Annotated in this window: 16 protein-coding genes and 1 pseudogene; 7 read left to right on the top strand and 10 right to left on the bottom strand. The window is 63.7% G+C overall.

Features of this window, described 5'->3' with window-relative positions; all coding sequences use genetic code 11:
• Positions 1-21 precede the first annotated feature (21 nt).
• The 3 genes and pseudogenes from grpE to AC1DWT_RS16470 all read right to left on the bottom strand — a co-directional run.
• The gene (gene grpE, locus AC1DWT_RS16480; RefSeq protein ID WP_072937400.1) at positions 22-672 is read right to left on the bottom strand and encodes a nucleotide exchange factor GrpE; all 651 of its coding nucleotides are present in this window, start codon (positions 670-672) and stop codon (positions 22-24) included.
• A complete protein-coding gene (dnaK, locus tag AC1DWT_RS16475) occupies positions 669-2,513 on the bottom strand; it encodes a molecular chaperone DnaK (RefSeq protein ID WP_477921423.1) in 1,845 nt (614 codons plus the stop codon). The genes grpE and dnaK overlap by 4 nt, the downstream gene beginning before the upstream one ends.
• 499 nt (positions 2,514-3,012) lie before the next feature.
• Positions 3,013-3,165 (bottom strand): annotated as a pseudogene (locus tag AC1DWT_RS16470) (serine protease); the annotation flags it as partial.
• Positions 3,166-3,380: 215 nt separating this feature from the next.
• On the opposite strand from AC1DWT_RS16470, the gene AC1DWT_RS16465 reads away from it, so the two are divergent.
• Positions 3,381-3,704 carry a hypothetical protein gene (locus AC1DWT_RS16465; RefSeq protein ID WP_072948690.1) on the top strand — a complete coding sequence of 108 codons (324 nt, stop codon included), beginning with the start codon at positions 3,381-3,383 and terminating at the stop codon, positions 3,702-3,704.
• Positions 3,705-3,933: 229 nt separating this feature from the next.
• On the opposite strand, the gene AC1DWT_RS16460 is transcribed toward AC1DWT_RS16465, so the two are convergent.
• Positions 3,934-5,301: an MFS transporter gene (locus AC1DWT_RS16460; protein WP_072948689.1), complete on the bottom strand. Its 1,368-nt coding sequence runs from the start codon at positions 5,299-5,301 to the stop codon at positions 3,934-3,936.
• Between the two features lie 187 nt (positions 5,302-5,488).
• On the opposite strand from AC1DWT_RS16460, the gene AC1DWT_RS16455 reads away from it, so the two are divergent.
• Both AC1DWT_RS16455 and AC1DWT_RS16450 read left to right on the top strand, forming a co-directional pair.
• A complete protein-coding gene (locus tag AC1DWT_RS16455) occupies positions 5,489-5,965 on the top strand; it encodes a MarR family winged helix-turn-helix transcriptional regulator (RefSeq protein ID WP_072948687.1) in 477 nt (158 codons plus the stop codon).
• Positions 5,966-5,998: 33 nt separating this feature from the next.
• On the top strand, positions 5,999-6,694 hold the full coding sequence (locus AC1DWT_RS16450; RefSeq protein WP_206015476.1) for a type 1 glutamine amidotransferase domain-containing protein: 696 nt from the start codon (positions 5,999-6,001) through the stop codon (positions 6,692-6,694).
• Between the two features lie 67 nt (positions 6,695-6,761).
• Here AC1DWT_RS16450 and AC1DWT_RS16445 read toward each other — a convergent pair whose 3' ends face one another.
• The 3 genes from AC1DWT_RS16445 to AC1DWT_RS16435 form a co-directional block, all read right to left on the bottom strand.
• Positions 6,762-7,460 (bottom strand): type 1 glutamine amidotransferase domain-containing protein, encoded by a 699-nt coding sequence (locus AC1DWT_RS16445; protein WP_477921420.1) that lies wholly within the window; start codon positions 7,458-7,460, stop codon positions 6,762-6,764.
• Between the two features lie 66 nt (positions 7,461-7,526).
• Positions 7,527-8,093, bottom strand: coding sequence for a GMC oxidoreductase (locus AC1DWT_RS16440; RefSeq protein ID WP_206015475.1), 567 nt, complete (start codon positions 8,091-8,093; stop codon positions 7,527-7,529).
• A gap of 159 nt (positions 8,094-8,252) precedes the next feature.
• Positions 8,253-8,591: a GMC family oxidoreductase N-terminal domain-containing protein gene (locus tag AC1DWT_RS16435; protein ID WP_259376107.1), complete on the bottom strand. Its 339-nt coding sequence runs from the start codon at positions 8,589-8,591 to the stop codon at positions 8,253-8,255.
• A 165-nt stretch (positions 8,592-8,756) separates the two neighbouring features.
• Here AC1DWT_RS16435 and AC1DWT_RS16430 point away from each other — a divergent pair, with 165 nt between their 5' ends.
• Positions 8,757-9,572, top strand: a complete 816-nt coding sequence (locus AC1DWT_RS16430; protein WP_477921484.1) for an IS5 family transposase — start codon at positions 8,757-8,759, stop codon at positions 9,570-9,572.
• Positions 9,573-9,587: 15 nt separating this feature from the next.
• Here the strand turns inward: AC1DWT_RS16430 and AC1DWT_RS16425 are convergent, their stop codons facing one another.
• Complete coding sequence (locus tag AC1DWT_RS16425) at positions 9,588-10,364, bottom strand: GMC family oxidoreductase N-terminal domain-containing protein (RefSeq protein WP_477921418.1); 777 nt, start codon at positions 10,362-10,364, stop codon at positions 9,588-9,590.
• A gap of 123 nt (positions 10,365-10,487) precedes the next feature.
• Entirely contained in the window at positions 10,488-10,784 is a 297-nt protein-coding gene (locus AC1DWT_RS16420) for an antibiotic biosynthesis monooxygenase family protein (RefSeq protein WP_072948680.1), read from the bottom strand.
• Between the two features lie 351 nt (positions 10,785-11,135).
• Here AC1DWT_RS16420 and AC1DWT_RS16415 point away from each other — a divergent pair, with 351 nt between their 5' ends.
• Positions 11,136-12,413: a PucR family transcriptional regulator gene (locus AC1DWT_RS16415; RefSeq protein ID WP_206015472.1), complete on the top strand. Its 1,278-nt coding sequence runs from the start codon at positions 11,136-11,138 to the stop codon at positions 12,411-12,413.
• Positions 12,414-12,524: 111 nt separating this feature from the next.
• Here AC1DWT_RS16415 and AC1DWT_RS16410 read toward each other — a convergent pair whose 3' ends face one another.
• Positions 12,525-13,094 carry a TetR/AcrR family transcriptional regulator gene (locus AC1DWT_RS16410; RefSeq protein ID WP_072948679.1) on the bottom strand — a complete coding sequence of 190 codons (570 nt, stop codon included), beginning with the start codon at positions 13,092-13,094 and terminating at the stop codon, positions 12,525-12,527.
• Between the two features lie 91 nt (positions 13,095-13,185).
• Here AC1DWT_RS16410 and AC1DWT_RS16405 point away from each other — a divergent pair, with 91 nt between their 5' ends.
• The gene (locus AC1DWT_RS16405; protein WP_477921416.1) at positions 13,186-14,403 is read left to right on the top strand and encodes an MFS transporter; all 1,218 of its coding nucleotides are present in this window, start codon (positions 13,186-13,188) and stop codon (positions 14,401-14,403) included.
• Positions 14,404-15,019: 616 nt separating this feature from the next.
• On the top strand, positions 15,020-15,452 hold a 433-nt coding region (locus AC1DWT_RS16400), incomplete at its 3' end, for a mycothiol transferase (RefSeq protein ID WP_477921414.1).

Here is a 15,452-nt window from a genome sequence, read left to right as displayed (position 1 = left end):
GGGCGTCTCCTCCTCTCGCTCTTACTCTTGTTCCGACGCGGCGGGCTTCGCCGCCCCGTCGGGGGTGTTCGCGTCGGCATCGCCGGCGCGGTCGATCACAGCTACCATCGCATGCCGCAGGACGCGATCACCGAATTTGTAGCCCTTTCGCATCACCGTGCCGAGAACGGGGTCGTGACCCTCGCCCTCGTGCTGCACTGCCTCGTGCAGCGCCGGGTCGAATGCGTCGCCCTCGGCACCGAACTCGCTCAGACCGAGCGAGGTGAGGGTGCCGGTGAGCTTGTCCGCCACACCCTTCAGCGGCCCCGAGTCGAGGTCGCCGTGGCTGCGGGCGCGGTCGAGGTCGTCCAGCACCGCGATGAGCTCACCGACGACGGACGCTTTCGCGTTCGCGATGTCGGCCTGCTTGTCGCGCTGGACGCGGCGACGGTAGTTCGCGTACTCCGCCTGCAGTCGCTGCAGGTCGGCGGTGCGCTCCGCCAACTCGTCCGTCTCCGGTGCCGCCGTCTCCGACAGGGCCCCTTCGTCCACCGAGCCGGGCTGCGGAGCGGCAGCGGCGCCCGCGAGGGGCTCCACTACCGGTTCCGCGTCCCGTGTGAGACCGGTCTCGGGGTCGATCTTCCGCTTGTCCACGAAAGTGACCGGTTCCTGCTCGGTGTTGTCGGACGTCACTTCTTCTCCGCGTCGGACGGCTCGTCCACGACCTCGGCGTCGACGACGTCATCGGCACCGCTCGCGCCGGAGCCGTCGGTGTTGGCGGCTTCCTCGGCGGCACTGGCCTCGTAGATCGCCTGGCCGAGGGCCTGCGACTCGGTGGCCAGCTTCTCGACCGCAGTCTTGACTGCCGCGATGTCGGTGCCTGCGAGAGCGTCGTTGGCTTCCTTGATGGCAGCCTCGACCTTCTCCTTGACGTCGGCGGGCACCTTGTCCTCGTTGTCCTTGATGAACTTCTCGGTCTGGTGCACCAGCGACTCGGCCTGGTTGCGCACCTCGGCCTCCTCACGGCGGGCCTTGTCTTCCTCGGCGTGCGCCTCGGCGTCCTTGACCATCCGCTCGATCTCTTCCTTGGACAGACCGGAGCCGTCCTGGATCTTGATCGTGTTCTCCTTGCCCGTGCCCTTGTCCTTCGCGGTCACGTGCACGATGCCGTTGGCGTCGATGTCGAAGGTGACCTCGATCTGCGGCACGCCACGCGGGGCGGGCGGCAGGTCGGCCAGCTCGAACGAGCCGAGCAGCTTGTTGTGCGAGGCGATCTCGCGCTCACCCTGGAACACCTGGATCTGCACCGAGGGCTGGTTGTCGTCAGCCGTGGTGAAGGTCTCGGACCGCTTGGTCGGGATGGTGGTATTGCGCTCGATGAGCTTGGTCATCACGCCACCCTTGGTCTCGATGCCGAGGGACAGCGGGGTGACGTCGAGGAGCAGCACGTCCTTGACCTCGCCCTTGAGCACGCCGGCCTGCAGGGCGGCGCCGACGGCGACGACCTCGTCCGGGTTGACGCCCTTGTTGGGCTCACGACCACCGGTCAGCTCGCGCACCAGGTCGGAGACGGCGGGCATACGGGTGGAACCACCGACGAGCACGACGTGGTCGATGTCCTTGACGGCGATGCCGCTGTCCTTGATCACGGCCTGGAACGGCGCCCGGGTGCGGTCGAGGAGATCGGACGTGATCTTCTGGAATTCGCTGCGGGACAACTGCTCGTCGAGGAACAGCGGGTTCTTGTCCGCGTCGACGGTGATGTAGGGCAGGTTGATCGACGTGCTCTGCGACGAGCTCAGTTCGATCTTCGCCTTCTCGGCAGCCTCACGGAGACGCTGCAGGGCCATCTTGTCCTTGGTCAGATCGATGCCGTTCTGAGCCTTGAACTTGTCGACGAGCCACGTGACGATGCGCTCGTCCCAGTCGTCACCACCGAGGTGGTTGTCGCCGGACGTGGCGCGGACCTCGACGACGCCGTCGCCGATCTCGAGCAGCGAGACGTCGAAGGTGCCGCCACCGAGGTCGAAGACCAGGATGGTCTGTTCCTTGTCGCCCTTGTCGAGGCCGTAGGCCAGTGCGGCCGCGGTGGGCTCGTTGACGATGCGCAGGACGTTGAGGCCGGCGATCTGGCCGGCTTCCTTGGTGGCCTGACGCTGGGCGTCCTCGAAGTACGCGGGGACGGTGATCACGGCGTCGGTGATGTCCTCACCCAGATACGATTCCGCGTCCCTCTTCAGTTTCATCAGCACTCGGGCGCTGATCTCCTGAGCGCTGTATTTCTTGTCGTCGATTGCCACATGCCAGTCGGTGCCGATCTCCCGTTTTACCGACCGCACCGTCCGGTCCACGTTGGTGACGGCCTGGTTCTTGGCGGGCTGGCCGACCAGCACCTCACCGTTCTTCGCGAACGCCACGACCGACGGTGTCGTGCGCGAACCCTCCGAGTTGGCGACCACCACCGGGTCGCCACCCTCGAGTACACACACCACCGAGTTTGTGGTCCCCAAATCGATTCCCACCGCGCGAGCCATGACCGCCTCCAGCACCACACCTGGCGGGCGTGGTCCTTCGCGGAACCGCTAGACCTCACACCCACCGAACCTGAGTGTTATCGACTCAATTTTCCCTCGGACCTAAAATGAGGTCAAGAAGAATTGAGCGTTAGACGCTCAACATTGGAGTGTTCGTTGGATGCCGCGGCACCACCGCGTCCCACCTCATCGAAGGAGGGAACAACACGACCCGTGCGCGGGCTGGAGGACCGGGGCACCCCGTCGAACCATGGGGGTCGAATCTCGCCCGACACGACCCACCAGGAGGCGATGGTGCCAGGGCATCTGATCGAACCACTCGATCGACGGAACACCGCAATATTCAGGTGGTCGAAACTGGCCACGATCAACACCCGATTCCACGGCAACTTCGCCTTCACCGACGGGGTGCTGACCGGCGGGACAGTGATGCGGTTGGATGCGCCTGTGCAACGACGGATCCGCCAGTCGGTCGGGAGCTTATGTATCCGCCTACTGAGATGGGCCGGTAGCCGGCGCCGTACCCGCCCGTTGCATTCATGTCGGCGACAATCGAATTGATGTTGGTGCCGATCTCCGGGCCGATACACGGGGCGACGGGGTTGGCGTTGACCATCGCCACCAGCGTGGAGCCGACGACCACCGGTGGGCCGCCGGGCACGGACATTGCCGCGAGCCGCGCGGCGACCCTGCCAGCGCAGCGGGCTCCTCGGATAGCTCACGCAGACCGTGCCGTCCGCTCGAGGGCGGCCCCGCGAGTTGTGTGATCGCACCCTTGAATGGGCCGGGACGGCTACACCATGACGTTGGGTCAGGCATTGTGTGGATCGGTGCTGCGGTAGCTGCGGAATCATGGGAAGGTGAACGATGAGCAGCTGGCCCTACTGGTTTGAGATCGCCGTGATCTGCGGGATCACCGCAGTAGGCACCATCGTGTGGGGACATTGGGAGGAGCACACCCCGAAATGGCGGCGGATCGGGAAGATGGTCGTGTTTTGTGGCCTGTCGGTCCTGGTCTCCAGCACAGCGGGGCGATTCTGGTTCTTCGTGCTGCTCGGCGCCTTGGTCATGATCGTCCTGCTGGTCCACGCCTGGTGGCTTCCACGGAAAGGCATCAATGGTTGGACCGGTGAGCCCCGCGAGAAGTACTACGCCCTCCGCGGCTGGAAGTGGCCGCCGGAGGGACGGTGAAAATCGTTGGCTGATAATCCTTCAGCTATCGGAGAGGTGCGGCAGCCCGTCTGTCACCTGCGGAGACCAGTACACGGGTGGGCCTGTTCGACCGGTGTGGCGTCGAGTTCTATGAGCACACCTCAATCACGAGCCACAACACGAGGGTCAAGAGAGCGACGCATACACACGAACTCCCCTTGCTTGCAGCGTCAAGGCGTGTCGCTCCTCTCCGACGTCGATCAATACTTCACCAAGTTTCGGCGGTGCTGCGAGAGGTGGGGGCAATCCCCTTGCTGGTGGCGCCGTGCGTGTTGTTGTGTCCGCGATGGATTAGTCCGACGCTGACGAGCGCCACCAACGCGAGGAGTACGACGTATGCGGCGAATCTCCACGCGTTGCCGAGTTCTCCGTCGATCAAGGCCACCATGACGATTGGTGTGAGGCCTCCGACGACCGTGGCGATCTGGTATCCCAACGATGCACCTGAGTACCGCACGTGCGGGGGAAACATCTCCGCGAAGAGCGCGGCTTGTGGGCCGTAACAGATGCTGATCAAGGCCGACGCGACGACGACGGCCACCCAGATCGGCACAGTGTTCTGCGGGGTCGCTTGGCTGAAAATCAACCACATCGGTACGGACCACAGTCCGATCGCCACGACTCCGATCGCGTAGACACGTAGTCTGCCGAAGATGTCCGAGGCGAGCGCAGCCACCGGCATGAGAACTACCTGCACACCCGCGCCGACGAGGATTGGTAGCAGGACCTGGGGTGTCGCAATCTTCAGCACCACGTTCGCGTACTGCAACGACGAGATGATAGTGGCGTAGAAGATGGCGTTCACGACGATGAACGTGCCTGCCGCTTGCAGAATCGTCGCGAAGTTGTTCCGTACAACTTCGAGCACGGGTGAGGTGGATTTCGCCGCGGAAGCAAGGGACGTCTCGGCGGCACGGAATGCCGGGGTTTCCTCGAGGTACCGGTGAATGTAGAGCCCGACTCCGAGCATCACGATGCTGATCCAGAACGGTATCCGCCACGCCCACGCCAGGAAGGCGGGTTCACCGACAGTCCCGTTCAACACAAGGAAGACCAGATTTCCCGTGAGCACGCCGATCGGCACACCGATCTGCGCGAAGCTCCCGTAGAAGCCGCGCCGATTTTCCGGGGCGTACTCGGTGGCAAGGAGCATCGCTCCTCCCCATTGGGCGCCGAGAGACAGTCCTTGCGTAACTCTGAGGATGATCAGGAATGTCGGTGCAAGCCAGATCAGTTGGGTGTCCGGGGTAAATCCGATGAGAAACGTCGCGACGGCCATCAGGACTATCGCGGTGATCAACACCGGCTTGCGGCCGACCTTGTCGCCGAAGTGCCCGGCAATCACACCACCGAATGGCCGGGCAGCGAACGCGACGGCGAATGTTGCGAAAGAATTGACTGCGGACACTACCGGGTCCCCGGTATCGAAGAAGGTCTTGTTGAAGACGAGCGCGGCAGCGGTGCCGTAGATGAAGAAGTCGTACCACTCGAGCGACGAGGCGAGCGCAGCAGCGACCGAGGCCTTCCGGGCTTGGGCGCGGAGGCTGGGCGGGGCGGCAGTGGCGGTGTAAGTCATTGCCATACTGTGACCGCCCTCTCACCTGGCGGCGAGATGCGGCGGCGAAGATTGTGAGCATCCACGGGACGATTTGGGTCTGCGTCACAGTCCCGGGGGCGCAGTCCCTCTCACTTGTGTGGGCGCACAGATGAGTTTGTCACCAATCCACTGGTGACGCAGAACGCCGATTCCTACAGTTCGTTCCATGGTCAATTCATCGGGGGAACCGCCGAGTCTGCCGGGGAGTGCCGCGGACGTCGACTGCGACCTGGGTTGGTCGGTCAGCACACTTCAGCGCCACTTCAGTGATCTCGTGGCGCCGGCTGTTGCCGATCTCCCCCATGGCACGCGGGGCTACCAATTGCTGCACACCGTGCTGCGCAAGGAATTGCCGACCCAGATCGGACTTGCCGATTACCTCGGAATCGATCGCACCGTCATCACCTACGTGATCGATGCCCTGGTAGAAGCTGGTCTCGTCGAGCGAGTACAGGATCCGGCGGACCGTCGTGCCCGCAAGATCGTCCCGACGGACCGCGGAACCGCTCACCATGCCGCCCTCGAACACGATGTGCGCATCGCCGAAGAGTCCGTCCTCCGCGTGCTCGCCGCGGACGAGCGAGTTGTATTCCGTTCGCTACTCGGCAGAGTTGCACGTGGTTCCCGCGACGACCTGACCTGACAACACTCAACTCACGACACGAAAGAACAGCACATGACAACTCGTTCGAAGGTTCTCGTCATCGTCACCAGCATCGGCGAGTACGAAAAGGTGGGTTACCGCACCGGTCTGTGGCTCGGGGAACTCACGCACTTCTGGGATGTGGCCGAAGAGGCCGGACTGGAACTGACGATCGCCAGCATTGCGGGCGGACGCGTTCCCATCGACCCCGAGAGCCTGTCCCACGATTTCCTCGGCGATCTCGGAACCGGAAACCGGTATGCGGATCGCGATTTCATGAATCTTCTCGACAAGACCATGTCTGTGGCCGAGGTGGATGCGGCGGACTTCGACGCGATCTACCTGGCCGGCGGACATGGAGTGATGTTCGACTTCCCGCAGAGCCGGACACTCGCTGAACTGATCGCACAGTTCTACGAGGCCGGGAAGATCGTGTCCGCGGTGTGCCACGGTCCGACGGGTTTGCTCAATGTCAAAGTCGGCGACGACGAATACCTCGTGAAAGACCGCTCGGTGACAGGATTCACGTGGAAGGAGGAGGAACTTGCACAGCGAGGCGACGCGGTACCGTTCAGTCTGGAAGACGAACTGCGCAGCCGCGGAGCTCGGTTCACCCTCGCACCGAATCCCTTCGACCCGTTCGTCGTCGAGGACGGCCACCTGATCACCGGGCAGAATCCAAACAGTGCCCGCAAGGTCGGCGAGGCCGTCATCCGCCAGCTCGGCTGAGTGTGGCCGTCGGCCAGGAGTCCGTCGCGACTCCTGGCCGGTGGGCCGCTTGATGCGTGGCCGGATTTCAGGTTGACTGAAGCGCCTTCACGACCGCTTCAGCGACTGCGCGGGCACTCCCGGGGTTCTGCCCGGTGATCAGGCGACCGTCTTCGACGACGTAGGTCTCGAAGGGTTTGTCGGCCATGCTGTAGTTGGCACCCAATTTCTTCAGCTCGTCCTGCAATCGGAAGGGGACAGCATCGGCTCGCTGCGCCGCCTCTTCTTCCGGCCATGAAAATCCGGTGACATTCTTTCCCTTGACCAGCGGATCCCCATTCCCGAGCGGCACATTGAGCAGACCGGCCGGGCCGTGACAGACGGCGGACACGACGCGGCCGGTGTCGTAGAACTTGGCCGTCACGGCACCCAATGCGTCACCCCGGAAGTCGAACATGACACCGTGCCCACCGGTGAAGTAGATGGCGGCGTAGTCCCCTACATCGACGTCGGTAACCTTCATCRTATCGTCGAGCAGAGTCATGAACTCGCGATCGCGGTACCGCTTGCCTGTTCCGAGTTCGTCGAGGACGTCGTGGGCGAGGCTTTCCGGATCGATGGGGACGAATCCTCCTACCGGGCTGGCAATGTCCACCTGACAGCCGTGATCGGTGACGTAATCGTAGAAATGCGTCAGTTCTCCCAGCCATAACCCCGTGCGGTAGCCGACCTTCTCGTATTGCCCTGCGTTGGTCACGATGACCAGGATTCGAGTCGATTCCGACATGTTGTACGCCTTCTCTCGCGGAAAACAAAATTCACAGTGGTGGGCGTGGAGCGCGATGCAACGCGGCTATCCGGAGTACTCGGCGAGGATGGTGTCGGATGCCTTCTCCGACACCATCCATACCGCCGCGGCGATGAAGAAGCCAGGGATGCGGGGAAATACCGATGCATCGACAACGCGGAGTCCCTCGACTCCGCGCACCCGAAACCGTCCGTCCAGAACAGCCATCGGGTCGTCGTCGGCCCCGATCTTGCACGAGCAGGACGCGTGATGGCCCCACGCCTGTTGCCGAATGTAGTTACCTATCTCCTCCCTCGTGCGGACGCTGGGACCGGGTAGAACCTCGTGTGCGACGAATCCGCGCAGTCGGGCACTCAAGGCGCGTGCGAATTCGACACCGTCGACCACCGCGGCCAGGTCGTCGCCGCCGTCGTCGCTTCCTTCGGCGAAATAGTTGAAACAGATGTCCGGGGTGTCGAAGGGGTCAGGGGACCGCAATTGGACGCTGCCGGCGGTGTTGTTCGTGTGTGCTTTGAGAACGACCCACGAAATGCTGTTGTGACTCTTCGTGAAATCGCTCGAGTAACCCGGGTAGTAGCCGCGGAAGAACACCGGTAGCGAGAAGACGAACAAGTCGGGGTCGTCGTGGGCACTGCTCGACCGTTTGACGTATGCGGCGAGAGTGCCATTGGTCGTGTAGGGCCCGGTGAGTTTGTCGCGCCACTCGGTGAAGAGGCCATCAGGGTGCTCTCCACGTTTGGGCGCATCCAGGGTCGAACCCTCGAAAATGGGCTAGTTGTGGGCTGTTTCGTCGACAACGGTGATCTCGTATCGATCCTGGAGGTTCTCCCCGACTCCGGGCAGGTCGACTACCACGTCGATTCCGAACGATTCGAGTTCGGCGCGTGGTCCGATCCCTGAGAGTTTGAGGAGCTGGGGAGTATTGAACGCGCCCGCGCAGATGATCACTTCGGCGGTGGCGGTCGCAATCCGGCGCGGTGCGATAGAGGTTCCGTCCGTCTGTCTCGCTCGGGGGTCGGCGCGGTACACGTGCCGCCCACGTATGTATTCGACGCCGACGGCTCTCGTTCCGTCGAACACGATCTTGGTGGCGAGTGCCGAATATTCGATGTGTAAGAGCGCATCTGAAAACTCGGGATGATCGGCGTGTGACTGGTGAGGAATGGGTGAACTCCTGGTAGGTCAGTAGGTGCTTACGCCACGACCCGACCAGGAGTTCACTTGCCATCATCGCTCATCGCACTGTGTCCGTCATGCCCTACCCCGGATCCGGGGATCGGGCATCGGTGCGCGGTGTACTCTTCATCCTCGGTGACCGACGCTCAATGGGCGATTCTCGAACCACTGCTGCCTCCACCCGGCAACACCACCGGCAGCGGTGGCCGACCCGAAAAACACTGCCGCCGTCTCGTACTCGATGCAATCTTCTATGTCGTTCGAGGTGGGATCGCCTGGCGGCAGTTGCCGTCGGAGTTCCCGCCCGCGACCACGGTGTACGCGATCTTCGCCCGCTGGGTCCGCGCGGGAGTATGGCAGCGGATCCACGACGCGTTACGTGATCGGGCGCGGGTCCACGGCGGCCGGAAACCGCTGCCGTCCGCGGCGATCATCGACTCCCAGTCGGTGCAGGGCGCCGACACCGTTGCCCGGTCGAGCCGGGGATACGACGCGGGCAAGAAGATCAACGGCCGCAAACGTCATATCGCGGTCGACACCAACGGGTTGCTACTGGCGGTCGTGGTAACCATGGCCGGGATTCAAGACCGCGACGGTGCCATCCGACTGCTGGCCGCGTTGCGTGCCCGATTCTCGACGATCAGCCTGGTGTGGGCGGACGGCGGCTATGCCGGTCGGCTGATCGAATGGTCGAAACGGGTTGTGTCCCTGACAGTTCAGGTCGTCAAGCGAACCGACGGTGTCAAAGGGTTCAAGGTTCTTCCCCGGCGTTGGGTAGTCGAGCGAACCTTCGCCTGGATCTGCAAACACCGACGCTGTGTCCGTGACTACGAGACGCGGCCCGACCATCAMGAAGCGATGGTCTACATCGCCATGATCGCGACCATGTCACGCCGACTCGCCCGCACAGCGTGACACGAACGGGAGTTCTCAGACGCTCTCTAAGTTCTGCGGATGGTCGCGTTGCGCGCCGAGGATTCGCTCGCGGCTCCCGTTGCGGACGCCGTCGGTGACGGCGACCGGGATGAATATCATCCCGGTTCCTCCGGACTTGACGACCCGCCAGTCGTTGGGATCCTGCGGGGGTTCCCGCCAGTCTTCGTCGGGCGGTTCGTGCTCGCGGGATGCCTGGTCCATGGTGTCGATGATGTCGAGGAAGTAGGGTTCACGGCCGCCGGCCTCAGGGTCGGCACGCGTGGTTCCCAGCCACCCGCTGTAGCCGTGACGTGCGGGATTGTTCTCCGGAGGGTCCGCTCCGGGTGTCGTCGGGTCCCGCCACCGCTCGATTCGTTCGAACAGAGGCCGCATCCGTTCGGCACGCCACGAGTCGTCGCCGACGGTGGTCGCTATCCGGTCCCAGTCGCTGTTGTGGGGACAGACGGTGATCATGGCGCTGATTGCGGTACTCCCGCCGAGCGTCCCGCCTCGCGGGTACAGAACGCCGTCGCGGTCGGGCGTATGTTTCGGATCTTCGGCCTGCGCGTGGTCGTCTCGATAGTGACGGACGAAGTAGTCCCAGCGCATGTCTTCGTCCTCCGATGCCTGGGCATGGAAGATCGGCGCCTGGTAGTAGACGCAGGAGTGGTCGTCACMAGCCTCGAGCAGGAGCACTCGATGTCCCGCGGCGGCGAGGTTGGCCGCGAGTGGGCCTCCACCGGCACCCGACCCGACGATCACGAACTCGTATTCCGACTCGGTAAGACTCATGGATGCTCCCGTCGAACGATTCCACGGCGCGTGCCTCCTGCCACATTATTCGCCGCTCGGATCGCCCTGTCGTCGATTCATGTCGCAGATCTGCCTGCGCAGGATGAGGCTCCAGCAGGACTTTCAGAATCCGAGCACGACCTGGTCGAGGTGTTCGACGACCGGACTCGCGGCGAAGAACTCCCCGACCAGGACACGCCAGTGCCCGAACGTGGGAGAGTTCCGGAATTCGGTGTGCTGGTCGATCGTGCCCCACTCCACGACCAACCAATATCGGTTCGGGACCTCGACAGACCGGTATAAGCGAATGCCCGTACACCCTGCGGTGGCGTCGAACAGTGCAACGGCTCTTCCGACCGCCGCTTCGAACGAGTCGGCCGTTCCGGCGTCGACATCGATTTGTGCGAGTTCGCGAACCATGACACCCCTCGGGAATCGACAAGCACCCATGTGCAGTGGCCCGATGGACGCACCACCGACACGATAGGCAGACTGATCCGGTCGGACACAGTGCCCGAATCACAGACTGCCCTGTGAACGATCGACAACGGCCGGGCATCGATGTGGGCCACTATCCACGCCCGACACCCTGGGCGCCGGCAGTGATCCCGGCGCGGGTACGTTGACCGGCACCAAGGCCTTATGCGACCGGACGCCGCAGCACCGGGCTAGCGTGTGAGGTATCCACAATTCCGAACGGCACCCAGGTATGGCGTGTGGTGTCGTACCGGGACGCACGTCGTCTTCGGCACTTCGATAGGGGTGACGCCCGTGGTCGACCGACCGCACTCCGACGCACAGAACCTCACGTGCGAACTCGCACAGCACGTCGAGGACACCGTGCACGAGGTAGCCGCACTCGCCGCGACACGGATCTGCGAGCAGGTGCCGAGTTATCGGGACAATGCCGATCCCGGTTTGCGGGAGGACGTCGCAGCTCACTGCCGCGATGTCTTCGACACCTTCGCGCACAGTCTGGCGCAGGACCGATTCCCGTCGCGCGACGATTTCCGGATCACCGGAAACCACGCCCTGCGCCGGGTGACACAGTCGATTCCGCTCGCCGACTTCCTCCAGGCGTTCCGGATCAGCCAGTCGACCCTCTGGGAGAGCGTCCTCGAAATCGCCCGGCAACACCCCGACCTTCAGGCCGCGGCGACCGACTCCGTCAAATTCATCATGGGCGTGATCGAAGCGGGCAGCACGATCGCCGCAGAAGGGTACCTGGAGGCGCAGCAGTTCCTACTCGCGGACGCGGCCAGGGCGGCGCGGGACCTCGTCGACGACCTGCTCGCCGGCAAGACTCCCACCGTGGGTTCCCGGCAGGCGACGCTGCGGACCGCGGGACTCGAACTCGGCTCGGCGATCGTTGTCGCTTCCGGTCTCGCGGCCTCGGACGGGGGAAGCCGACAGGCAATCGTCCGTGCGTTGGGCGTCACGGGCGCAGACCACACCCGTACCCGCGGCCTGATCGCCTTCCGGCACGGGGAATTCATCGGGATCTTCCCGGCGGATGACGGCAGCAGCGACACGGTCACCCAGAGCCTGTCTCATGCCTTCGACACCTTGCGCGCACAGCGCATCGAACTCACGATCGGCATCAGCACGGTGCACCGCGGTCTCGGTGCAGTGCCTCGGGCCTACGGCGAAGCCGTCACCGCCCGCGAAGCGTTGTCCGACAGCCCGGGCGTCAAGCCGCTGAACGATCTGACAAGTTTCGAATACCTCATCACCAAACGCGACGACACCGCGCGCCGTCTCATCGATCCCGCAGTCCGGCGTTTCGTGGAAGACGACCTTGCCGCCGATCGCGTGTACATCGACACCCTGGAGGCCTATGCCAAGGCCAACCTCAATGCGAAGGCGGCAGCCGAGACACTGTATGTCCACGGCAACACCGCCTACTACCGGCTGGACCGTATCGCGGAGCGGACCGGAAAGGACCTTCGGCGCTTCGACGACGTCCTGGATCTCCTCGTCGCCGTCAAGTTGCTCACCCCGCACGCGCGCCAGGACACCCCGCGTGGTCCGTCCGGTCGCGAGTCCTGAGCTCTCGGAGGTAGAGCGGCTGCCGGTGCTTCACCATCGTGTGTTCGGTTTGTTGTCCGGGTACCAATTCGGTTGGTACTGCACCACGAAATCGCCCGCGGACCGTTCGCATCACCCCGTTTCTGTGATCCGATCCAGTTCGGCGACGAGTGTTTCCGGAAATCCGGCGTCGACGGTGTCGGGTTCGAAGGTGATGCGATAGATGATGGGGGCAACGAGGTGGTCCATGATCTGCCGCACACTGGGAGTGAACTGACCGTGCGCGTGCGCACGCTCGACGAGTCGCTCCGCTTCGTCTCGGCGCGATGCCAGGCAGTTGGTCTCGCCGTCGTCGGCGAGCACGGCGGAGGCCCGCAACAGTGACGCCTTCGTCGGGCGAGCGAGGTGTCCGTACAACTCCCGTGCCCACGCCCGCAGGTCGTCGCCGATGTTCCCGGTATCGGGGAGCGGCCGATCGGGGTCCAAGCGCAGTGTTGCAACCTCGGCCACGAGACTTCCGACGTCCCCCCATCGTCGGTAGATGCTCGAGGGGCTCACGCCCGCACGAGCAGCGACAGCCGGCACGGTGACCTTGTCCGCGCCGCTCTCGGCGATCAGATCCTCGACGGCGTCGCGTACCGCCGCGATGACCAGTGCGCTTCGGCCGCCGGTGCGGCGGGTGGGAACAGAATCGGACGACATGAGGCTACTTTAACGCACAGTAGTTTGCTTTAAGGGTTCGATGCGATCTAGGGTCATCCTTAATGCACATATCTTCGCCTTAAGGAGAGGGATGTCCACCTCCATCCACACGCGCGAGCGCACCGCACGAACTTCCGGAGTCCTCGCCCTGCCGCTGTTGAGCGTGGAACTGCTCGCGTTCTTCTTCGCAGCGAGCGCTCCCTCGCCGCTGTTCGTCGTCTTCCAGAACCGCTGGTCCCTGGGCGCGTCCACCCTCACCATCATCTTCGCCGTGTACGCGATCGCGTTGCTGGTCGCACTGTTGACGGCCGGTGCCGTGTCCGACCACATCGGACGAAAACCAGTCGTCGTCACCGGCATTCTCGTACAGGTCGGCGCCATGGCCATGTTCGTCGCGGCCGATGACGTCCACTGGATCATCGCCGCACGAATCGTGCAGGGACTCGCGACGGGCATCGTCACCGGCGCCCTGACCGCGGCGATCGTCGAGGCAGCCCCACCGGACAAGRAGCACATCGGAGCCATGCTGGGCAGCGTCTCGCCACTTGCCGGCCTCGCGCTCGGCGCGCTCAGTTCCGGGTTGATCCTTCAGTTCTCCGACACGCCGGTGCTGTCGACCTTCATCCCACTCGCCGTGTTCTTCGCCGTCGCCAGCGTGCTRACCTTCTTCATCCCCGAATCGGCTACACCGCGCCCGGGCGCCCTCACCTCGCTCATCCCCCGAGTGTCGATTCCACCCGCGGCCCGCACGGTCTTTCTCGCCAGCGTCCCGGCCATCATCAGCGTGTGGATGCTCGGAGGTCTCTACCTCTCCCTGATCCCGTCGACGATGACCGAGATTCTGCACATCCACGCAGGACTCGCCAGCGGGGTTGCCATCGCCGTTCTCAACGGAGTGGGCGCACTGGCCCCCATCATTCTGCGCAAACGTGACAGCCGAACCACCACGCTCATCGGTGCAGGTGCGCTGGCGGCGGGAGTGACAATCGCAATGTCCGGCGTCGTCTTCGGCTCCGGCCCCGTGTTCTTCATCGGCACCGCAGTGGCCGGCGTCGGCTTCGGGTCCGCCTTCTCCGGCAGCATTCAATGCCTCAGCCCACTCGTGCAACCCCACCAGCGTGCCGAGTTGTTTGCGGCGCTGTATGTCGTCAGCTATCTATCATTCAGCATTCCAGCCATCATCGCCGGCCGCATGGTCGCACCGTTCGGCTTACTGCAGACCGAACTCGTCTACGGCGCGGTCCTCGTCACGATGGCGCTTGCCGCCCTGATCACCGGTCTCGTCCCTGGACCTGCCCGGCGACAGTAACTTTCGGTCCGCACGGCTCGGTACAGGAATGCACGCCGGATCATGCCGAGAACGATCGAGATCACCCGATGTACGACCGTTCCATCGAAACTCGTAGCGCAAACGAGCACAGCGAGCCAGCGCAGGTCAAACGATCAAGCACGTAATTCAATAGCGACTGCGGAGTGTCCCCTTCCACAACGCCCCGACCGGCGAGACCGGACCCGTCACCCACCACGTGCGCCCGCACACTTGCACTTCGTGCGCTGCTTCACGCCAACCTCCACCACCCCCGTATCCCTCGACACTCCGCTGCTCCACGCACCAGACATAGGACGGATCAAGCGGAATACCCTGCCCACGAGAGACAGGCGCTGCGATATGCTCGGCCCAGACGGCAACGGATCCTGACGGACCTGGGCGACAGTGTTGACGCCGACCCGCCTGCCGCTTCCCAACCGCGCCTCGTGCGGCGAGCGGATCGAATTCCCTTCTTCCTCTCCGGGTCGTTCCCGGCGCCGGACATTTCGTCCCTCATCCGAGATCGATCGCCGCACCGCGCCTGCTGTCATTCAGCCCGACCGACCCAAAATCGCACGAGCCGGGCATCAAACACACAACAGAATGGAGTGAAAGCATGAGCACCCACGGAATCACCAACGGTACCGAGCGCGCGATCATCGAGAACATGCTCGACCGCAATCGTGAAGCACTTATCGAGACCACACGCGRCCTATCCGATGCCGATGCCCGCCGTCGACTCGTCGCGTCGTTGACGACACCGATCTCATTGATCAAGCATGCCGCTGCCGCGGAACGGATCTGGTTTCAACGATTCTGGGCGGGCCTCGACGAATCCGAATGCGATGGATACTCGCGCCGCGATGAACGTACCTTCGCCGTCGCCGACGACGAATCGCTTACCGACGTCATCGCCGAGTTCGAGCGGGCAAGCGAACGATCACGAGTGATCGCGTCCGGCTTCGATCTCGACGCCACCAAGGACAATCCCCGCGAGGGAACCGTCAGCATGCGATGGACATTGCTCGCCATGATCCAAGAGCCAAGAG

This window comes from Rhodococcus sp. P4_B6 (assembly GCF_056402215.1).
The sequence above is the reverse complement of the archived record's forward strand: the minus strand, read 5'-3'. Positions and strand labels throughout refer to the sequence as shown.

Bases quoted from the DNA above. Each gene is read 5' to 3' on its own strand.
- AC1DWT_RS16465 (WP_072948690.1), top strand. From the start codon at position 3,381: ATGAGCAGCTGGCCCTACTGGTTTGAGATCGCCGTGATCTGCGGGATC.
- AC1DWT_RS16455 (WP_072948687.1), top strand. From the start codon at position 5,489: ATGGTCAATTCATCGGGGGAACCGCCGAGTCTGCCGGGGAGTGCCGCG.
- AC1DWT_RS16420 (WP_072948680.1), bottom strand. From the start codon at position 10,784: ATGGTTCGCGAACTCGCACAAATCGATGTCGACGCCGGAACGGCCGAC.
- dnaK (WP_477921423.1), bottom strand. From the start codon at position 2,513: ATGGCTCGCGCGGTGGGAATCGATTTGGGGACCACAAACTCGGTGGTG.
- AC1DWT_RS16410 (WP_072948679.1), bottom strand. From the start codon at position 13,094: ATGTCGTCCGATTCTGTTCCCACCCGCCGCACCGGCGGCCGAAGCGCA.
- AC1DWT_RS16450 (WP_206015476.1), top strand. From the start codon at position 5,999: ATGACAACTCGTTCGAAGGTTCTCGTCATCGTCACCAGCATCGGCGAG.
- AC1DWT_RS16460 (WP_072948689.1), bottom strand. From the start codon at position 5,301: ATGACTTACACCGCCACTGCCGCCCCGCCCAGCCTCCGCGCCCAAGCC.